The 18,597-nt window shown below is 71.7% G+C and carries 18 protein-coding genes and 1 pseudogene; 8 read left to right on the forward strand and 11 right to left on the reverse strand.

The window, feature by feature from the left end; genetic code table 11:
- The gene (locus ACZ6BG_RS18945) at window positions 1-3,372 is read left to right on the forward strand and encodes an ATP-binding protein (protein WP_469002553.1); all 3,372 of its coding nucleotides are present in this window, start codon (window positions 1-3) and stop codon (window positions 3,370-3,372) included.
- Here ACZ6BG_RS18945 and ACZ6BG_RS18950 read toward each other — a convergent pair.
- Genes ACZ6BG_RS18950 through ACZ6BG_RS18960 form a run of 3 tightly spaced genes read right to left on the reverse strand, consistent with a single transcriptional unit; the run spans window position 3,293 to window position 5,829 of the window.
- Window positions 3,293-4,084 carry an ABC transporter permease gene (locus ACZ6BG_RS18950; protein ID WP_469002555.1) on the reverse strand — a complete coding sequence of 264 codons (792 nt, stop codon included), beginning with the start codon at window positions 4,082-4,084 and terminating at the stop codon, window positions 3,293-3,295. The two genes, ACZ6BG_RS18945 and ACZ6BG_RS18950, sit on opposite strands and share 80 nt — an antisense overlap.
- Entirely contained in the window at window positions 4,081-5,043 is a 963-nt protein-coding gene (locus tag ACZ6BG_RS18955) for an ATP-binding cassette domain-containing protein (RefSeq protein WP_469002558.1), read from the reverse strand. The genes ACZ6BG_RS18950 and ACZ6BG_RS18955 overlap by 4 nt, the downstream gene beginning before the upstream one ends.
- A gap of 48 nt (window positions 5,044-5,091) precedes the next feature.
- Window positions 5,092-5,829 carry a TetR/AcrR family transcriptional regulator gene (locus ACZ6BG_RS18960; protein WP_469002560.1) on the reverse strand — a complete coding sequence of 246 codons (738 nt, stop codon included), beginning with the start codon at window positions 5,827-5,829 and terminating at the stop codon, window positions 5,092-5,094.
- Window positions 5,830-6,079: 250 nt separating this feature from the next.
- Here ACZ6BG_RS18960 and ACZ6BG_RS18965 point away from each other — a divergent pair, with 250 nt between their 5' ends.
- Window positions 6,080-6,472, forward strand: coding sequence for a hypothetical protein (locus ACZ6BG_RS18965; protein ID WP_469002563.1), 393 nt, complete (start codon window positions 6,080-6,082; stop codon window positions 6,470-6,472).
- 4 nt (window positions 6,473-6,476) lie between these two features.
- On the opposite strand, the gene ACZ6BG_RS18970 is transcribed toward ACZ6BG_RS18965, so the two are convergent.
- Entirely contained in the window at window positions 6,477-6,734 is a 258-nt protein-coding gene (locus ACZ6BG_RS18970) for a MarR family winged helix-turn-helix transcriptional regulator (protein ID WP_469002565.1), read from the reverse strand.
- A 134-nt stretch (window positions 6,735-6,868) separates the two neighbouring features.
- Here ACZ6BG_RS18970 and ACZ6BG_RS18975 point away from each other — a divergent pair, with 134 nt between their 5' ends.
- A complete protein-coding gene (locus ACZ6BG_RS18975; RefSeq protein ID WP_469002567.1) occupies window positions 6,869-8,485 on the forward strand; it encodes a GMC oxidoreductase in 1,617 nt (538 codons plus the stop codon).
- Here the strand turns inward: ACZ6BG_RS18975 and ACZ6BG_RS18980 are convergent.
- From ACZ6BG_RS18980 to ACZ6BG_RS19000, 5 genes are all read right to left on the reverse strand, one after another.
- Window positions 8,466-9,488, reverse strand: coding sequence for a hypothetical protein (locus ACZ6BG_RS18980; RefSeq protein WP_469002569.1), 1,023 nt, complete (start codon window positions 9,486-9,488; stop codon window positions 8,466-8,468). The two genes, ACZ6BG_RS18975 and ACZ6BG_RS18980, sit on opposite strands and share 20 nt — an antisense overlap.
- 153 nt (window positions 9,489-9,641) lie before the next feature.
- Window positions 9,642-10,082 carry an OsmC family protein gene (locus ACZ6BG_RS18985; RefSeq protein ID WP_469002571.1) on the reverse strand — a complete coding sequence of 147 codons (441 nt, stop codon included), beginning with the start codon at window positions 10,080-10,082 and terminating at the stop codon, window positions 9,642-9,644.
- 53 nt (window positions 10,083-10,135) lie between these two features.
- Window positions 10,136-11,248, reverse strand: a complete 1,113-nt coding sequence (locus ACZ6BG_RS18990; protein ID WP_469002574.1) for an ABC transporter substrate-binding protein — start codon at window positions 11,246-11,248, stop codon at window positions 10,136-10,138.
- A 160-nt stretch (window positions 11,249-11,408) separates the two neighbouring features.
- Window positions 11,409-12,275, reverse strand: a complete 867-nt coding sequence (locus tag ACZ6BG_RS18995; protein WP_469002577.1) for an AraC family transcriptional regulator — start codon at window positions 12,273-12,275, stop codon at window positions 11,409-11,411.
- Window positions 12,276-12,487: 212 nt separating this feature from the next.
- Entirely contained in the window at window positions 12,488-12,910 is a 423-nt protein-coding gene (locus tag ACZ6BG_RS19000; protein ID WP_469002579.1) for a hypothetical protein, read from the reverse strand.
- A gap of 174 nt (window positions 12,911-13,084) precedes the next feature.
- Here ACZ6BG_RS19000 and ACZ6BG_RS19005 point away from each other — a divergent pair, with 174 nt between their 5' ends.
- The 5 genes and pseudogenes from ACZ6BG_RS19005 (at window position 13,085) to ACZ6BG_RS19025 (ending at window position 16,182) form a co-directional block, all read left to right on the forward strand.
- Window positions 13,085-13,279 (forward strand): hypothetical protein, encoded by a 195-nt coding sequence (locus ACZ6BG_RS19005; RefSeq protein WP_469003045.1) that lies wholly within the window; start codon window positions 13,085-13,087, stop codon window positions 13,277-13,279.
- A gap of 384 nt (window positions 13,280-13,663) precedes the next feature.
- A pseudogene (locus ACZ6BG_RS19010) lies at window positions 13,664-13,930 on the forward strand (dienelactone hydrolase family protein); the annotation flags it as partial.
- A 146-nt stretch (window positions 13,931-14,076) separates the two neighbouring features.
- Entirely contained in the window at window positions 14,077-14,913 is an 837-nt protein-coding gene (locus ACZ6BG_RS19015; protein ID WP_469002581.1) for an AraC family transcriptional regulator, read from the forward strand.
- An 82-nt stretch (window positions 14,914-14,995) separates the two neighbouring features.
- Entirely contained in the window at window positions 14,996-15,466 is a 471-nt protein-coding gene (locus tag ACZ6BG_RS19020) for a cupin domain-containing protein (protein ID WP_469002583.1), read from the forward strand.
- Window positions 15,463-16,182, forward strand: a complete 720-nt coding sequence (locus ACZ6BG_RS19025) for an SGNH/GDSL hydrolase family protein (RefSeq protein WP_469002586.1) — start codon at window positions 15,463-15,465, stop codon at window positions 16,180-16,182. Before ACZ6BG_RS19020 ends, ACZ6BG_RS19025 begins: the two co-directional genes overlap by 4 nt.
- 804 nt (window positions 16,183-16,986) lie before the next feature.
- Here ACZ6BG_RS19025 and ACZ6BG_RS19030 read toward each other — a convergent pair.
- Window positions 16,987-17,610, reverse strand: coding sequence for a helix-turn-helix transcriptional regulator (locus tag ACZ6BG_RS19030; RefSeq protein WP_469002588.1), 624 nt, complete (start codon window positions 17,608-17,610; stop codon window positions 16,987-16,989).
- A 188-nt stretch (window positions 17,611-17,798) separates the two neighbouring features.
- Complete coding sequence (locus ACZ6BG_RS19035; RefSeq protein WP_469002590.1) at window positions 17,799-18,533, reverse strand: FG-GAP repeat domain-containing protein; 735 nt, start codon at window positions 18,531-18,533, stop codon at window positions 17,799-17,801.
- Window positions 18,534-18,597 lie beyond the last annotated feature (64 nt).

Raw genomic sequence — 18,597 nt, forward strand, 5'->3', positions numbered from 1 at the left:
ATGAGCACTGACCTGACCCTGCTGTCGCGTGTCGCCCATCGCGGGCAGGAGGTCACCGCGCCCCGCATCCGGGGCCTCCTCGCGCTGCTCGCGGGAGACCTGCGCACCGGCCGCAGCACCGAACGCCTGGTGGCGGGGCTGTGGCCGGACGAGCGCCCGGAGCGGCCGGGGAAGGCGGTGCAGGTCCTCGTGTCCAGGGCGCGGGCCCAACTCGGCGCCGACACCATCGCGAGCACCCCGACCGGCTACCGGCTCGCCCTCACCGAGGACCAGGTCGACAGCTCCGCCCTGCCGCAGCACGCCGCCGCGAGCGCGGACCGGGCCAGGGCCGGGGACCACGCCGGATCCCTCGCCGCCGCCGAGGCCGGGCTCGCGCTCTGGCCGGGCACCCCGGACGCCGGGGGCGACCCCGGCGACCCAGGCGACACCGCCGACCCCGTGGCCGCGCTGCGCGCCGAGCGCGCCCCCGTCCGCGACGCGCTCGTCCGTGCCCGTGCCCTCGCGCTCGCCCGCCTCGGCCGCCACACGGAGGCGGCCGGACCGCTGGCCGCGGCCGCCGCCGCGCAGCCCCGCGACGAGGAGGTGCTCGCCGAACTGCTGCGCGGCACGGCGGCGACGGCGGGCCCGGCCGCCGCGCTGACACGCTACGAGACGTACCGCCGTGAACTGCGCGACGACCTCGGCGCGGATCCGGGCGCCGGGCTCAAGGCCGTGCAGCGGGAGCTGCTGCGTGGGGAGGCACCGGCGGTCAGGCACGGCGTGCCGCACGAGCCGAACCAACTCCTCGGCAGGGACGAGGACATCGCGCAGGTCGAGCGGCTGCTGCGCGCCTCCCGGGCCGTCACCGTCGTCGGCCCCGGCGGGCTCGGCAAGACCCGGCTGGCGCACGCCGTCAGCCGCCGGGCCGAGCAGCGCGTGCTGTACTTCGTGCCGCTCGCCGGTGTCACCGCCGACCAGGACGTCGCCGCGGAGGTGGCCGCCGCGCTCGGCGCGGGCGAGGGCCGGCACGGCGGCGTGCCCGGCCCCACCCCGGTCGACCCCGTGACCGGCATCCTCGGTGTGCTCGGAACCGGACCTGCCCTGCTGGTCCTCGACAACTGCGAACACGTCATCCGCGGCGCCGCCGACCTCGTGCACGCCCTGGTCTCCTCCTCGCGGGATCTCACCGTGCTCGCCACCAGCAGAGCCCCGCTCGACCTCACGTCGGAAGCGGTGTACGCCCTGCCGGAACTCGGCCTCGACACCTCCGTCGAGCTGTTCACCCAGCGGGCCCGTGCCGCCCGGCCCGGCGTGCTGCTGCCGCCGGACGCGGTGGCCGAGCTGTGCCGCCACCTCGACGGGCTGCCGCTCGCCGTGGAGTTGGCTGCCGCGCGGGTCCGGGTGCTGTCCGTGCCGGACATCGCCCGCCGCCTCGGCGACCGGTTCGCGCTACTGCGCGGCGGGGCCCGGGACGCGCCGGAGCGGCACCGCACCCTGCACGCCGTCGTCGAGTGGAGCTGGAACCTGCTCGCGCGGGACGCCAGGGCCGCGCTGCGCACGCTGTCCGTCTTCCCCGGCGGCTTCAGCGGGGACGCGGCCGAACAGGTCCTTGGCGAGGACGCGCTGCCGCTCCTGGAACAGTTGGCGGACCAGTCGCTGCTCACGGTCGCCGACACGCCGGTCGGCGTGCGGTTCCGGATGCTGGAGACCGTACGGGAGTTCGGGGCGGCGCGGCTGGTGGAGGTGGGCGGGGAGGCCACGGGGGTGGGCCGGGGGCGTGCGGAGGCGGGGCGGGGGCGCGCGGGGGCGGGCGGGGAGGCCACGAAAGAGGGCCGGGAAGGCGCGGTGGCGGGCCGGGAGGCCGCGGTGGCGGGTGGTGGACTCGCGGCGAGGCGCGGGGAGTTGACCCCGGCGGGCGGCGAAGAGGAGGCCGTCGGCCGGTTCCTCGCCTGGGCGCGGGACTTCGGCGTCGCCCACCACGACGTGCTCCTCGGCCCGGAGCCCCTGGCCACCTGGGAGCGCGTCAAGGCCGAGCAGGACAACCTCGTGGCGGCGCTGCGGCACGCCCTCGCCCGCGCCGACGGCCCCACCACGGCCGCCGTCACCGCCGTCCTCGCCGCCCTGTGGTCCACCGACTCCAACTACCCGCGCCTCGCCGCGCTCGCCGCCGACACCGGCCCGCCCCTGTCGCACTACCACCCCGAACCCGCGTACGTCGAAGTCGCCCGCGCCGCGGCGGTGTTGTGCACGGGGAGCCTCTTCAACGGCTCGCACGTCCTGCGCCAGCTCGTCACTCTGCGGCGGCTCCCCCCGGCCCCGCCGGACACGCTGCTGCGCGCCACCGCCGTGGTGCTGAGCGCGGTCCCCGAGATGCGGCCTCCCGACTACGCCGTGCTGCGCGGGCTCTGTGCCAGCGAGCGGCCGCTGGTCGCGGGCATCGCCGAGTGCGTCGCCACATACGTCTGGGAGTACCAGCACGACATCGACCGCGCGCTCGCCTCGGCGCGCCGGATGATCGCCGCGCTGGCGTCGGTCGACAATCCGACCGTGTGGGTCGTGAGCCACTCCCGGCTGAGCGAGCTGTGCCTGAAGACGGGGCAGGGAGAGGCCGCGTACGGCAACTTGAAGGCCGCCCTGGAGGTGCTGCCGCAACTCGGCGACGAGCGCGACTACATCGGCATCCGCTCCGGCCTCGCCCTCGCCTGCGTGCAGCGCGGCGACTTCGAAGAGGCGGAGCACTGGCTGCGGCAGGTGGACGGCACCGTGGCGCAGCAGGACACCTTCTACAGCCCCGACATCGGCGTGCGCGCCGAGATCGCGCTCGCACGGGGGCGGACGGAGAGCGGGCTCGAACTCTGGCGCGGCGCGATGGAGCGGCTGTCCCACGCCGGGTCCATGTACCACGCCGATCCCTGGATCGACCCGTGGGCGCTGCAGATCCAGGCGGCCGCGGTGACGGCGCACGCGTACGCCGACCGGATCGAACAGGTCGCGGAGCCCGTCGACCGGCTGCGCGGACGACTGCGGACGCTGCTCGCCGGCCCGCCGCGCACGCCCATGGAACTGCCGGTGTACGGGACGGTGCTGCACGCGCTGGGCGTGGCCGGTCTGGGGTCCGGCGGTGCCGGTCGTGCGGCTGTACGGATGATCGCGCTCGCCGAACGCCTGCGGGTCCTGCGCGAGTTCCAGCCGACCATGTCGGCCGCCCGCGCCCGGCGGGCGGCCGAGGACACCGACAGGGCGGCCTACGCCGACGCGGTGTCGGAGTACGCCGCCCTGGGGCGTGACGAGTTGCGGGACGCGGCCCGCTCGCTCATCGGGGGTCGCGGTGGAACAGCGACGTCGACCAGAAGTAGCCCAGCGTGCCCAGACCGAGGCACCAGACGATCGTGATCCACCCGTCGTCGCCGATCTCGCTGCCGAGCAGCAGTCCGCGCAGGGTCTCGATGGCGGGCGTGAACGGCTGGTACTCGGCGACCGGCTGGAACCAGCCGGGCATCGCGTCGACCGGGACGAAGGCACTGGAGAGGAACGGCAGGATCATCAGCGGCAGCGCGTTGTTGCTGGCCGCCTCCACGTTCGGGCTGGCCAGCCCCATCCCCACCGCGATCCAGGTGAACGCCGTGGCGACCAGTGCGAGCAGCCCGAGCGCCGCAAGCCACTCCAGGAACGTGGCGTCCGTGGACCGGAAGCCCACGGCCACGGCGACCGCGCCCACGAGGACCACACTGATGATCGCCCGCAGCACACTGCCGACCACGTGCCCGATGAGCACGGAGCCGCGATGGATCGCCATGGTCCGGAAGCGGGCGATGATGCCCTCGGTCATATCCATGGCGACGGACACCGCCGTCCCGGCCGGGGCGCCGCCGATGGTCATCAGCAGGATGCCGGGGACGAGATAGGCGATGTACTCGGCGCGGTCGGCGCCGCCGTCACCCATGCCCGCGCTCATCACGTCACCGAAGATGTAGACGAAGAGCAGCAGCAGGACGATCGGCATCAGCAGCACGTTCAGGGTGAGCGACGGATAGCGCCGCGCGTGCAGCAGGTTGCGGCGCAGCATCGTGTACGAGTCGCGCACGGCGGGGGAGAGGGAGCTCATCGGACCGCCTCCGCGGGCTGGTCGCCGCCGCCGGTCAGGGCGAAGAACACGTCGTCGAGGTCGGGGGTGTGCACGGTCAGCTGATCCGCCTCGATGTCGGCGGAGTCCAGCCAGTCGAGGAGGGAACGCAGCTCGCGCTGGCTGCCGTCGCTGGGGATCCGCAGCGTCAGCGCCTCGTCGTCCGCGGTGACCTCGCGCAGGGCGACGGCGGCGGACCGGTACGCGGACCGGTCGGCGAAGCGCAGCCGCACATGCCCGCCCGGGATGAGCCGCTTCAGTTCGTCGGCGCTGCCCTCGGCGGCGATCCTGCCGTCGTTCAACACCGCGATGCGGTCGGCGAGTTCGTCGGCCTCCTCCAGGTACTGGGTGGTGAGGAAGACGGTGACGCCACCGGCGACCAGCTCGCGGACGATGCCCCACATGGTGTGGCGGCTGCGCGGGTCGAGGCCGGTCGTCGGCTCGTCGAGGAAGATGATGCGCGGGTCCCCGACCAGTGTCATGGCGATGTCGAGTCGGCGCCGCATGCCGCCCGAGTAGGTGGCGGCGGGTTTCTTCGCGGCCGCCACCAGGTCGAAGCGCTCAAGGAGCGCGGCGGTGGTACGGCGGCCCTCGCGGGGGGAGAGGTGGTGCAGGTCCGCGACGAGGAGCATGTTCTCCTCGCCGGTGATCAGCCCGTCGACGGCGGAGAACTGCCCGGTGACGCCGATGGCGGCCCGCACCGCCTGCGGCTCGACGGCCAGGTCGTGGCCACTGACCCGCAGGTCACCGGCGTCCGCCGTGATGAGGGTGGAGAGGATCTTGACGGCGGTGGTCTTGCCGGCGCCGTTCGGGCCGAGCAGGGCGAAGACGGTGCCGGTCGGCACCGCCAGGTCGATGCCGTCGAGGACCGTCTTGTCCCCGTATGCCTTGCGCAGCCCCTTGGCCGCGATGGCGAGTGGTCGGGATGTCGTTGTCGTCATGCCGCAGACGGTGCGGCAGGCCGCATTCAGCGCGGTTTCAGGAGGGTTTCAGTGCCCGGTGGGCGGTCCGCCACCGCCGACGAGCAGGCTGTCGAGCTCGGCCGCGTAGAGCTGTTCGGCGTCGAAGCTCATTCCCGTGAAGTGCCCGGCGAGTTCCAGGGACAGGACGCCGTGCAGCCGGGTCCAGAAGGCCAGAGCCCGGTGGAGGACCGCGGGCGGGGCGGGATGGTCGCCCGCCCACTGGCGGTGGTCCGCGAGGTGGGCTGTGAACGCGGTCGCCGGACTGTTCGCGGGCTGTTCCGCGTGGGGATACGAGGGTTGCTCCGACGGCGGGGACGGCGGGGACGGCGGAGGTGAGGGGAGCGCGGCGCAGGCGTCGAGCAGCGTCGCCATGATCTCCGTCGAGATCGCGGTGGTGTCGCCGGGCGCGTGGTAGCCGGGGACGGGTGTGCCGTAGAGGAGGAAGTACCGCTGGGGGTCGGCCAGCGCCCAGCGGCGCAGGGCGTGCGCGAGCGCGGCGAGGCCGGCTCCGGAGGCGGCGGCCGTGTGGAAGGTGTCGGCGAGGCTGCGGTAGCCGTCCCTGATGAGTTCGGTGATCAGCTCGTCGCGGTTGGCGTAGTACCGGTACAGCGCCGGCCCGCTCATCCCCATCTGCTTGGCGATCGCGTTGAGGGAGAGCGCGGACGCGCCCGCCGAGGCGATCTGCTCCCACGCGTGGTCCTTGATCTCGGTCCGCACCTGCGCGCGGTACCGCTCGCGCGGGGTCTTCGTGTCCGTGTCCGCCATGGCCCAGCCACCTCTTTCGCCCCACACCGCTGCAATGCACTCAAGAATTAGTTAGAGGCTATCACTGGAGCTATTGACGAGAGCTCGTCGCGGGAGTTAGAACTTATAACGAACGACAAAGCTACTAATCGTCTGGGCGGCACGGTGTGACGCGATGCGCCGCGCACCTCTCATCCGCGGTCCTGATCTGCGCTCCTGGTGCGCGCATCCGACTCCGCACGCCCGGCCACGCGCACACGAGGGGAACGTCATGTCAGCCTCCACCTCCACGCCCGCCCCCACCTCCACGCCCGCCGCGTCACCCGCAGTGACGGCACACGGCATCCCGCGGGCGGTGACCATCTCCGCCTGGGCGGTCCCGATCATGGTCCTGGGCCAGTTCGCCCTGATCTCGGGCGTGCCGGTCGTCATCGCCTTGGTCGGCGCCTTCGCCCGCGTCCGCGACCGAGCGGTCCGCGCCGCCGCAGCCCTCCTGGCCGTCTCCTTCGCGATCCCGCTCACGATCTGGCTGGTGCGGCCGGACGGCGCGCAGAGCCTGTCGAAGGACATCCACCCCGTCTCAGTGGGCCTGATCGTCGCGGCCGGGGCCGCGCTCGTCGTCGCCCTGCGCCGTGCCCGTTCCGGACGGCCCGCGGCGCGGTGACGCCCTACGTCAGGTCGGCCGGGCGCACCCGCGGCTTCTCGGCGATCCGGGCGAGCGCCTGCTGGTTGGCTGCGGTGGGCTGGTCGAGCACGAGTTGTCGGACCGAGCGGACATGGGTGGGGGCGGCGGCGACCACGTCGTACCCGGCGTCGGTGAGGGCGGCGATGGTGTAGCGGCCGTCGTCTGGGTCGGGTGACCGTTCCATCCAGCCACGCTTCTCGAACCGCTTGACGACGTTGATGCGGGTCGAGATCAGGGTCACCGCCGTCGTCGGCCACGGCGGCTGAGTGCAGACGGTGCAAGATCGGACAGGGGTTACTTTTAGGTATGCCGTGACTTCCCATGCGGGCGGCAGTAGAACTCGTTTCGAATTCAGTCAGAAGTGAGGAAGATCACATGAGCGGTACACCCTTACGTGGCAAGGTGTCTGATGGCCTGTCGCGTCGAAGATTTCTTGCTGGAACGAGTTCTATTCTGGGCGTCGCCGCGCTCGCCGCGCAGGCGCCTGTGGCTCGCGCCGTCGACGGCGCCAACGTCCCCGTCCTGGTGATCGGCACCGGATACGGCGGCTCCGTCGCCGCCCTGCGGCTCGCCGAAGCGGGCGTCGACGTGCACATGCTGGAGATGGGCATGGCCTGGGACACCCCGGGGTCCGACGGCAAGATCTTCGCCAACACCACGAGCCCGGACGCCCGTTCCTACTGGCTGCGCACCAAGACCAAGCAGCCGCTGAGCAATTTCCTCGGCTTCCCCATCGACAGGGACGTCCCGCGCCACACCGGCATCCTGGACGCCGAGGAGTTCGGCGGCATCACCGTCTACCAGGGCCGCGGTGTGGGTGGCGGTTCCCTCGTCAACGGCGGCATGGCGGTCACGCCGAAGCGCGAGAACTTCGCCGCGGTCCTGCCCTCGGTGAGCGCGGGGGAGATGTACGACACCTACTACCCGCGCGCCAACGCGGGCCTCGGCGTGAACGTCATCGACCCGGAGTGGTTCGAGACGGCCGAGTGCTACAAGTACGCCCGCGTCGGCCGCAAGCACGCCCAGCGCTCCGGCTTCCCCTTCGTGTTCGTGCCCGATGTGTACGACTGGGACTACATGAAGCGCGAGGCCGCGGGCACCGTCCCCAAGTCGGCGCTCGCGGGGGAGATCCTCTACGGCAACAACCACGGCAAGAAGTCCCTGCAGCAGACCTACCTCGCCCGCGCGCGGGCGACCGGCCGCGTCACCATCTCCCCGCTGCACAAGGTCACTTCGGTGACCCCGGCGGCCGGGGGCGGCTACACGGTGACGGTCGACCAGATCAACACCACCGGCGACACCGTCGCCACCAAGGCCATGACCGCCGACAGGGTCTTCTTCGCCGCGGGCAGCGTCGGCACCAGCAAGCTCCTGGTGAAACTACGGGCCACCGGCGCGCTGCCGCACCTCAACGGCGAGGTCGGCAAGGGCTGGGGCGACAACGGCAACGTCATGTGCGGGCGCGCCAACCACCTGTGGGACCCCACCGGCAGCCTCCAGTCGGCCATCCCCACCGCGGGCATCGACAACTGGGCCGCGGGCGGCGCGTTCGCCGAGGTGGCGCCGCTGCCGACCGGGATCGAGACGTACGCCTCGTTCTATCTGTCGATCACCAAGAACCCGCACCGCGCCCAGTTCACCTGGAACGCGGCGGCGGGCCGGGCCGAACTCGACTGGCAGACCGCCTGGAAGCAGCCGTCGATCGACGCCGCCAAGACGATCTTCGACAAGATCAACGCCAAGGAGGGGACGATCTACCGCACCGACCTCTTCGGCACGTACAAGATCTGGGGAGACCACCTCACGTACCATCCCCTCGGCGGCGCGGTCCTCGGCAAGGCCACCGACAACTACGGTCGCCTGCACGGACATCCGGGTCTGTACGTCATCGACGGCGCCCTGATCCCCGGCAACACGAGCGTCAACCCGTTCGTCACCATCACGGCGCTCGCCGAACGCAACATCGAGAAGATCATCGCCGCTGACCTGTAGTCGGCCTCCCGGCCTTTGAGGGCGCGGAAGCCTGACGGGGCGCCACAGTGCAGTGCTTCTGTGAGTCCAGGCGTACCTTGCGGCCGGTGAACTCCTCCAGGACGGCGATGTTCTCCGGGGCGTAGTTCGTCGCGGTGATCTTGTCGGCGTCCTTGCTGCCCAGCTTGCCGGTGTAGGGCGCGGACTTCTCCAGCCAGTACGCCGTCCGCAGGAACTGGGTCAGGACCAGGTCGCGCAGCTTCGGCTCGGCCTTGATCCTGGCCCAGTAGTCGGGGTGCTTGTCCTTGGCGACGCGCAGGTAGAGCAGCAGGTAACGGAGGTTGGTGGCGGCGATGTCCCGGGCGTTGCCGGCGCCGACGCCCTTGATGAACTCCTGGAGCACCGTCACCGCGGGCAGTCCGGTGAGCCCGGCGTTCTGCTCCGCGAGGACCCCCTGGAGGCGGTACGAGCCCTGCGTCTGGTCCCGCAGGTAGATGTCGTCCATCGACGAGCTGAGCCTGTCCTTGATCAGCGGCAGGATCTCCTTGCGGGGGAAGCCGCCGTGCAGGGGCACCGTCAGCGCCTGCTGGCCGGCGTTGATCCACGCCGCGCTGTGAACGTCCCACCGGGTCCGGGACGGGTCGAGGTCCCACATGTGGGTCTCCTCGTGGACCGCCACCATCATCGACTCGGCGAACCCGTCGAAGCTCCGCTTGTCCACGAACTGGTCCCAGTACTTGTCGTTGGCCTGGGCGATCGCCAGTGCCTCGCCGCTGGGCCAGCGCCGCTTGTACATGGCCTGGAGGGTCCGCATCCAGTTCGAGGAGTTGAAGGACGCCTTGAGGTCGCTGAGGTCGGCGGTCGGCTGCGACGGCTCGTCGTAGCAGTAGGGGTCGGGTGCACGGCTCTGCCCGGTGTCCGCGGAAGGATCGGCCGAGGCGGGGCCGGAGGCGGCCACGGTGCCCGAACTCAGGGCCAGGGCGAGGCAGGCCGTCAGCAGGCGGGCAAAGACTCTGCGGCTCACGAGAACCTCTTCTCGAAGCGAGCGTGTGTGGGGGGTGCCGCAAGCGACGGGAGCGGTGCAGCCGTCGCTGCCCGTCGCTTGCGTTCGCCCAGCACCGTAGAGCCCCGTGCTCCCCGCGCCTACTGTCATGTACCCATAACATTCGCGTGGGGGTCAGGCGCCGTCCGCCGCGTCGGACACGGTCGCGCGGACCGGTGTGCCCGCCTCGATGGTGCGGCTGACCGTGCAGAGCCGGTCGTGCGAGGTCTTCACGGCGCGGGGGAGGATCGCGCGGGCGCGGTCCCCCGACGGCCCGTCCGGGAACGTGACGGTGAAGGCGACTTCGAGGTCCGACATCCGGTTGCCGCTCTCCTCCTCGACCTTGTGGCCGGTCACGGTGACGGAGAAGGCGGTCGGATCCGTGTGACGGCTCGTGGCTACCTCCACGTCGGCCGCGGTGCAGCCGCCGATCGCGGCGAGGAAGAGCTCGACCGGTGTGAAGTCGGTCCCGGAGCCGGTGCCGAAGCTGATCGTGCCCCCGCGGGCATTGGTCGCGGTGAACTGGCCCGGCCCGGACCGCTCGATGGAGACAGAACGCAGTGAATGGTCAGTCATGACGACGACCGTAACGTCACGCCACCCGAAACGGTCCGTGTGCCGCGCCCCGCTCAGCCGACGTGCAGGACCCGATAGCGGTCGGGCCGCGCCGGGTCCCGGTCGACGACCTGGACCGGCGGCCAGGCCCACTGCCACACGCCGATGCCCGGCGTGCGGGAGAACCGGATCTGGCCGCGGGTGCCTTCGACGGCGACGCGCGGCCAGGACGCGGCGACGCGCGACCGGTCCGCCCCGTGCGAGCGCAGCACTTCGGCGAGGACGGTGATCGTGTCGTACCCCTCGAAGGCGACGAAGGACGGCGCCCCGGCCAGCCGCTCGCGGAGGGCCGCCTCCACGCGTGTGCCGAGCGGGGTGAGGCGCTCGGGCAGGTAGCGCAGGAACGGGACCGCGGCGCCGTCCGCGCCCAGCGACGCCGCCCAGTCGGCGAGCTCCGGCTGCCCGGCCGGAGCGCCGATCAACAGGTCGGCGAGACGCGGGTCGTGACGGACGGCCTTGACGATCGGCACCGCCGGATCCGGGTGGCCGACGAGCAGGAGGAGGGCTGTCGCGCCCGTGGCGACGAGTTCGTCGCACAACGCCGCGGGGGAGAGAGTGCGCGTGTCGAGCGCGACGACCGTGCCGCCGCGAGGAGCGAGGTGGTCCCGCAGGATGCGGGTCCCGGACGCCCAGTACACACTCGGATCCGCCGCAACGGCGATACGGCTGTGGCCCGCGCCGAGCAGGAAGTCCGCGTAGATCCGCCAGCCGTGGGACTGCGCCGGGGCCAGGCGCGCGACCCAGTCCGTCGGCTCTTCGGTGAGCGCGTCGAGCACCCCCGACGAGCAGAGGAACGGCAGGCCGAGGGCGTCGGCCCGGGCAGCGGCGGTGCGCGCGACGACGCTGTGGTATTCCCCCGCCAGCGCGGCCACACCCAGGCCGGCCAGTTCGTCCACGGCCGCCTCGGCCCGCTGCGGATCGGCCGCGGTGTCCCGCACCACCAGCTCCAGCGGCGTTCCGGCGATCCCACCGGCGTCATTGACTTCTCGTACGGCCAACTCGAGCCCGGCGAGCAAGTGCTGACCCGCCCCGACCCAGCCGGGCCGCGTCAGCGGAACGAGAGCGCCGATCCGGACCGCTGAGTCGTCAGCGCGCCGCGCTCCTTGAGGCGATGGTGGCGTATTCATACGTGGGCGTCTCCCCGAGAGGCGATGCGGCCGCGGTCGGCCGGATCACGGTGTGAACGTCGTCCGCGCCGAGAGTAGTTGAGCCGACAACAGCCCACGTCGGCGGCCCGTCCCGTGGCCGTTCGCAGGGCTCGGGGCGGACCGCCGACGTGGGCCTGGTTCAGCCCTGTTCCCGCTCCACCGGGAGCCACAGCTCCGCGTCGGCCTCGGCCCTGTCCGGGGACATGCGGGTGCGCAGGATCTCGGGGCCGGGGCGGCCGCGGTAGGGGTTGGACGGGAACCACTGGGTGAACACGTCCCGCCACAGCTCCTGGATGGCCTCCGGCGCGGGTCCGCTGGTGGTGAAGACCGCCCAGGTCCCGGCGGGGACCGGCAGGACCGTGGTGCCTTCGGGGGCGGCCGCGGACGTGATCACCCCCTGGTAGTAGTCGAGTTCGGTGCCTTCGGCGCGACTCGGGTCCAGGTCGTCGCAGACCGCGACGACGCCTCGCGGCTCCTGGTCCGACAGCTTCTCCAGGCGCTCCAGGGTCCCCGGGGCGATCCCGCGGACGAAGTCGATGATCGCCTGGTTCGGCCCCGTGTGCACCAGTGGCACCCGGGTCTTGAGGCCGACGACGCTGAAGTCCGGCTTGTCCACGACGCGATAACGCATGCTGCTGCTCCCTTCGACGGTGAGGCGGAAGGTCAGCCGGGGCTGGGAGACGAGCGCCGCTCCGGTACGCCGGGCCTCGCCGGGACCGACCCCGTGCATGGCGCGGAACGCTCGGGCGAAGGCCTCGCCCGAGCCGTAGCCGTAGCGCACCGCGACATCCAGCAGGGACGCATGCCCCGCGAGCACCTCGCCGCCCGCGACCGTGAGCCGACGGCGGCGTACGTACTCCGACAGCGGCATGCCCGCGAGCGCGGAGAACATCCGGCGCAGGTGGTATTCCGAGGTGGCCGCGATCCGCGCCACCTCGGCCACGTCGACGTCCTGGTCGAGACGCCCCTCGATGTACTCCAGGCTCTGGTTGAGACGCTCCAGCACCCCGGTCCCCTTCCTCTTTCGTGATCACCACGCTAGGCGGCAGGCACCTGGCCCGACCCGACATCCTGTGCCCGATCGGGTCGGGTGGGCACAGCCCCTCACGCCGGGTCCGAACAGCCGCCCGGCAGGAGCCCCGGGGGGAGGGCGAGCAGGCCCTGGGCGTGCCCGGCCACTTTGTTCCGCGCCCCGGACCCGGTCGACGGACCACGCGGTCAGCGCCACGACGACGGCCGCCCGGCCGCGTAGACCGGCAGCCACAGGGTCGTCGTGGCCGACAGGCAGTCCGCGACGGCGGTGTCGCTGTGGACGTCCCGCGCGCGGGCCGGGGCGGCGGCGTCGCGGTGGGCCAGGTCCACAAGCGCCGCCTCCGTCCGGGCGCTCTCGTAGGCGCCCAGCGCGGGACAGCTGTCGCGCGTGCCCGGCATGGGGAAGAGCCACGACCAGCGCTGCAGCATCGGGGCCAGAGCGATCACCGCGCACAGGCCGACGACCAGCGAATACGCCGTCAGGTTCGCCACGTACGCGGATCGGAGGCCGGGTTGCCACGTCGGCAGCCGGTACAGGGAGAAGAGCGCCGCGAGCAGCGTCACGCCGATGTACGTGGCGAACCACTGCCAGGAACCCTGCGCGAGCATGACCGTGAGGACGGCGCCGAGCGCGATGCAGATGACGCCTGGTTCGGCGGCGACGGTACGGCCCGAGCCGGGGCCGCCCGGCCTCGGGCCGGGTGCGGGCTGGATGCGTCCACGCTCTCTTCTGCCTGGTCAGGCCCTCCGCATCCCCACGCCGCGCGCCACAGGACCGCCGCCATGCCGGACCGGCCCCAAAGCCTGGCCCGGTCGGTGGCCCCCGACGGCACCCACCTCGGGCTCACCGCGAAGACCGCGGGCGACGGCACGGCCGCCCTGCGCCACCTCAAGGTGGGCACGCGGGTGTTCGCCGAAGGCCGCAGCCTCGGCCGGTCCCGCGACGACCGGCAAGCTGCAGGCGTCTGGCGGCGGTGAGTTGGGCCGTGCACTGGGCGGCCAGGAGCTGGTAGAGGGTGTTGATGGGTGAGTGCTGGATGCCGGTCGCGGTGTACAGCCGCTCGGCGGGAATCCTCGCCCACGCGGTGCGCTTGACGCCTTCGGTGCGGGCGTCGCGGTGGTGGACGGGCTGGACGAGCAGGTGACCGTCGGCGTCGAGCAGGCCGTAGTGGACCCCCCACCCGTCGATGCCGATCGAGTCGACCGGACCCGTCGCACGACTTCGACGCGGTGACCGGCCACCTGCCCGACGACCACCGTGTCCTCGCGGTCGACCTCGCCGAGCACGGCGAGTCACGGTCGACGCGGGAGGTGTGGCCCGTACGGGAGTTCGCCCGGACGTGGCGGGGGTCGTCCGGCCTCATGACGGCGATTTCGACGCGTGCGGTCGAGTACCCGGCGGACGGTCTGACGATGGTCGGGCACCTCGCGCTCCCGGCCGGTGGCGACCGTCGGGCCGCGGTGCTGCTCGGACCGGAGGGCATGGGGCTCAGCGACGTCGAGCGCCGCCGGGCCGATGCTCTCGCCGGGCTGGGATACGTAGCGCTGGCCTTCGACCTCCATGGCGGGCGCTATTTGAGCGATCCCGAGGAGATGCTGGCCCGATGTGTACCACTGCTCTCTGATCCGGCCCTGTTCTCGTACAGCTACGGCCAACGGACAGGTGGCGCTGCGTGACGGGGTGCCGGTAAGAACCGCGTCACCAGCCGCGAACGGCGGTGATCAGTCCTTGGACGGTGATCTTTCTGGGCTGGGCGGCTCGTACACTGACGAAAATGGAGGACCACACGGCCACCGGGATCGGTGCGCGTCCGGCGCCCGTCTTGCGGGAGTACGTCGACTCGTATGTCGGCTTCGACCTCCGCGGGCTCCCGGCGGGGGTGCACTGCGGCCCGCCGAGCCGCGCGCTCACTGCGGTGATCAGCCTGTCAGACCCTTTGGAGGTGGCGGCGGGCGTTGACGACGGGTCACCGGTCACCCGATTCGGCAGCGTGGCCGGCGGTCTGATGTGCCGGTCCGTCGCGATTCACCACGACGGACGCCAGCAAGGTGTTCAGGTATCGCTGACACCGCTCGGGGCCCGGGCCATCTACGGCATGCCCGCCGCCGAGCTCGCCCACCGACTGGTCCCGCTTGACGAGCTTCTCGGAGCGATTGCCGTCGAGCTGGTCGACCGGCTCCGATCGGCGACCACATGGGCGGCGCGGTTCACCGCGCTGGACGAATTGCTCCTCCGAGCTGTCGGCCGTGGCGCCTGCGGCGACCATGCGCGCTGGGTGCGTCCCGAGGTAGGCGAGGCGTGGCGCCGCCTCGTCGCCGCGCGGGGTTGCGTCCAGGTTGGTGCGGTCGCCGCGGAACTCGGCTGGAGCCGTCGGTACCTCACCGAGCGGTTTCGCGGTGAGGTGGGCCTGTCGCCGAAGACCTTCGCCCGAGTCTTGCGCTTCGAGCACGCGCACGAACTGGCGGCGGCGCAGGACCCGCTCCCGTGGGGCGATGTGGCCACCGTCTCCGGCTACGCCGACCAGGCCCATCTCGTTCGGGACTGGCGCGAGTTCACTGGCCGATCGCCGACGGCCTGGCGTCGCGGCGAAGTCCTCCTCGGAGCCGGGTAGCCGCCAACCGTCTGCCCTTCGCGTCGGCTTCTCTTCCCTTTTCTTCAAGACCGCCCGATCGCTGTCGTGGACGATCGTCGGCATGAGACTCGTCAACCACGAACACAATGCCATGGACCTGCGGACCACCCCCGTGCACCTCGGACTGGGATCGAGAGCGAAACCCGTCGAGGGTTTCACTTGGGACCCGGAGGTGCTCCAGGCCTACAGCGCCGCGGTCGCGGCAGACGGCGCCGAGGGCCGGATGGTGATGATCTTCGACGGCGACGGGCTCGGCGACCATTGGGAGAGCCACCCTGCAGGCGACGAACTGGTCGTTTGCCTCAGCGGGTCTGTGACGGTCACCCGCGACGTGGACGGGGTGCCCGACCACGTTCTACTCGGGCCGGGCGAGGCCACCATCAACCCGGCCGGGGTATGGCACGTGGTCGACACGGAGGGGCCGACGTCCATCCTGGCCATCACCGCGACCCTCGGCACCGACCACCGTCCTCGGACCGACACCCGCCCGACCGAACGCGTCGGCACGCCCAGCCCGGAGGAAGCGCCGTGACGACACGCATCGCGTGCCTCGGCGACAGCCTCACCCGCGCGCAGTTCAGCGTCGACTACCTGGATCTTCTCGGACGACATCACCCTCCCGGTGACATGCGGCTTGCCCGATTCGGCGTCAACGGCGACTTCGCCTACAACCTCTTGCAGCGCCTCGATGCTGTCGTCACGAACCCACCCGATGTGATCACCGTGTTGATCGGGACCAACGACGCCCGAGCGAGCCTTGCCGGCTACCCCGTCGAGCAGGCCATGAAGCGCAAACAGCTCCCCGATCGCCCGTCGGCCGGCTGGTTCCAACAGTGCCTGGGAGCCGTCGTCGCACGGCTGCGAGCGGAGACCGACGCGACGATCGGCCTGCTGTCGCTACCGGTACTCGGCCAACAACTCGACGGGGCAGCGGCACAGGCATCGCAGGCGTACAGCCGGATGATCGCCGAGGTCGCCGCCACCAACGAGGTGGCCTACCTTCCGCTCCACGAACGCCAGATCGAGGAACTGAGCCGAGCGGACCCGCCGCCGATTTCATACCGGGAGGTGACGCCCGCAGCGGTCGTCGGCGTCCTCGTCCAGCACGCAGTGCTGCGCCGCAGCCTCGACACGATCTCGCGGCGGCGAGGTCTCGTGCTCACGACCGACCACATCCACCAGAACAGCCGCGGCGCCACCCTTATCGCCGAGGTCATCGACGCCGGTCTGCTGACCCAGAGCGCGTAGGTTCCGGCGCCCGGCCAGTCGGATGCCATCCACCGCGCGGAGGTGGCATCCGATCCAGGCGGTCAACGCCTACGACATCCGGCTCGTCTGGCTGCGTGACCACCGCGAGGGCACCCGGGGTCACGGTCCCGTGGCGGCTGCTGTCGTCGACCGCGACCCCGTTCGGCGAGCCGGTGGCTCTGTCGATGACGAGGAGCAGTGTTTCTCGGGCGGTTCGGGAGGCACTGCCCGTGCCGGATGTCGATGGCTTCGGGCAGCAGCTCGGTGCCGATCGGTAGGACGCCGTGTGGCTGCTCGTCCGAGGCCCGGGACAAAAGCGCTGGCTACGGGCGCAGGTTGCGGTCCCCGCCCCGCCGTTGCCGAGTACCGGCAGACACCTCACTAGCCGTTCGTGGCACCAGCGCACCCCACGGGCCCCGGTCTCAGCAGGAGCTCAAGCGGCTCGGGCGTCGTGAGAGGTCGCCGCACGGCGGGCTCGCACCACCAACACCAACGAGTGATCAAGGCGGCGGATGTTGACGTGATGGCGGGCGCGAGCACAGATGCCGCCGAGTCTGCCGATGGGCCTGACGGCCATGCGCCTTCCAGGCGTGCGTCTTGCTCGCGACCGCCACCACTGAGCGCCAAGTTCGAGCACCCGGTCTACGTTGAGGCATAGATCACCAGGCTGCCCTTGGATGTCACGATCCGGCACTCGAACATCCCGGGGAACCACCGGTCCATCGGAATGCCCTTAGCAACGGATTAGGGCCTCGTGCACTGGGTACACGGAGACGTGGCGCCCCGCGGACCCGCCCCGACCCCTCAGATGTAGCCCTCCCGCAGCGCGTACGCCACAGCGTGCGACCTGTTGCGCAGGTGGAGCCGGGTCGTGAGGCCGTGCATCACGTTCTTGACGGTGCGTTCGGAGTACGACAGCTTCGTCGCGATCTCGGAGGTGTCGAGGCCCTCGGCCACCAGACGCAGGACGTCCACCTCGCGGGGCGTGAGGCCCAGCGTGGTGCCCGGCTGGTCGGCGCCGCCCCGGTGCAGCCGCCCCACCTGGCCGATGAGCCGGCCAAGGAGGTCCGGCGGCAGGTCGCCGCCGCCCTTGGCGGTGGTCAGCACGGCCTGCACCAGGCGGTGCGTGGTGGCCTCGCGGCGCCAGACGATGGCGCCCACACCGCACTCGATGACGTCGAGAAGCTCGTTCTCGCGGACCGTACCGACGACGAGCACGGCACGCGTGCCCTCGCTGCGCACGGTCCGCCGCAGCCGGGTGAGCGCGGCCTCGTCGAGGACGTCCTCGACGAGTAACGCGACGGTGGCGGGGCCGGAGTCGTCGCACAGCTCGACCTCGGGGTGGCGCCGCAGCTGGCTGAGGACCCCCTCGCGGCTGATCGGGTCGGGGGCGGTGACGCTGACCTTGACCCGGGGCGCCTTGGGCACGGAGGGAGCGGAGGACGCGGAAGGTATGGAGGGAACGAGGGACACGGGGGACACTGAGGACGCGTCGGATGTGGCGGACGCGGACGGGAGCGAAGCGGACAAGGGACTTCCTCACTTCTGCGGCTGAGGCTTCGGCGGTGCCGGGCGCCGCCGACACGGGGGATCGGCGGCGCCCGGGGTTCATGGGGTCAGGAGCAGGCCTTGTAGAAGTGCTTCCAGCCCTTGGTGGGCATGGTCGGCGGCTCGGCCGGAGTGCCGACCTGGCCGTACTTCGTCTGCTGCTCGTAGACGTAACTGCCGGGGCCGCTGTTCCGCTTGGACAGCCGCACCTGCCGGTCGAGGGACCCGTCACCGGAGTTGTTGAGGATCGCGATGTCCGGGTACGCGTCGTCGTTGTAGTTGGCGACGCGCAACTGCTTGGCCTCGCCGTGGTCGCCGATGTCGGAGTGCCGGGCCTGCGTGGAGCGCAGGTTCGTCCGCTTGAGCGGTCCGGGGCGGTACTGGGCGACGCGCGCCTTGTTGGGGTCGTCGATGCCGGACGGCTTGACGATGTTGACGACCATGTCGAGTTTGCCGTCCTTCTGGAAGTCGGCGACAACGGCGGACGCGATCTCGCCCGGCTTCGCGCCGAGCAGCTTGCCGACCGACTTCTTCGCGCCGAACGAGCCGCTCGCGGTGCCCCACTGGACCGTCATCTTGGTGCCGGTGTGCCCGGGGTTCGAGATCTTGTCCGGGCGGCCGTCACCGTCGAGATCGCCGACCAGCGTCGTGGCACCCGCCAGGCACGCGGCGCCCGCGGCGGCCTTGCCGGACTGTCCCGCACCGCCCGAGGCCGACGACCCCGCCGCGCCGGCCTGGAAGCCGCCGACGGTCAGGGTCAGGGCGACAGCCGCGACCGGCGCGGCGATCAAACGTGCGCGCATGCGTTGCATCTACGAACTCCCATGTCGTCACTGCTGAGCCGTGCTCGCCCACCGGGCGTCCCGC

The organism is Streptomyces sp. NPDC041205 (assembly GCF_055591765.1).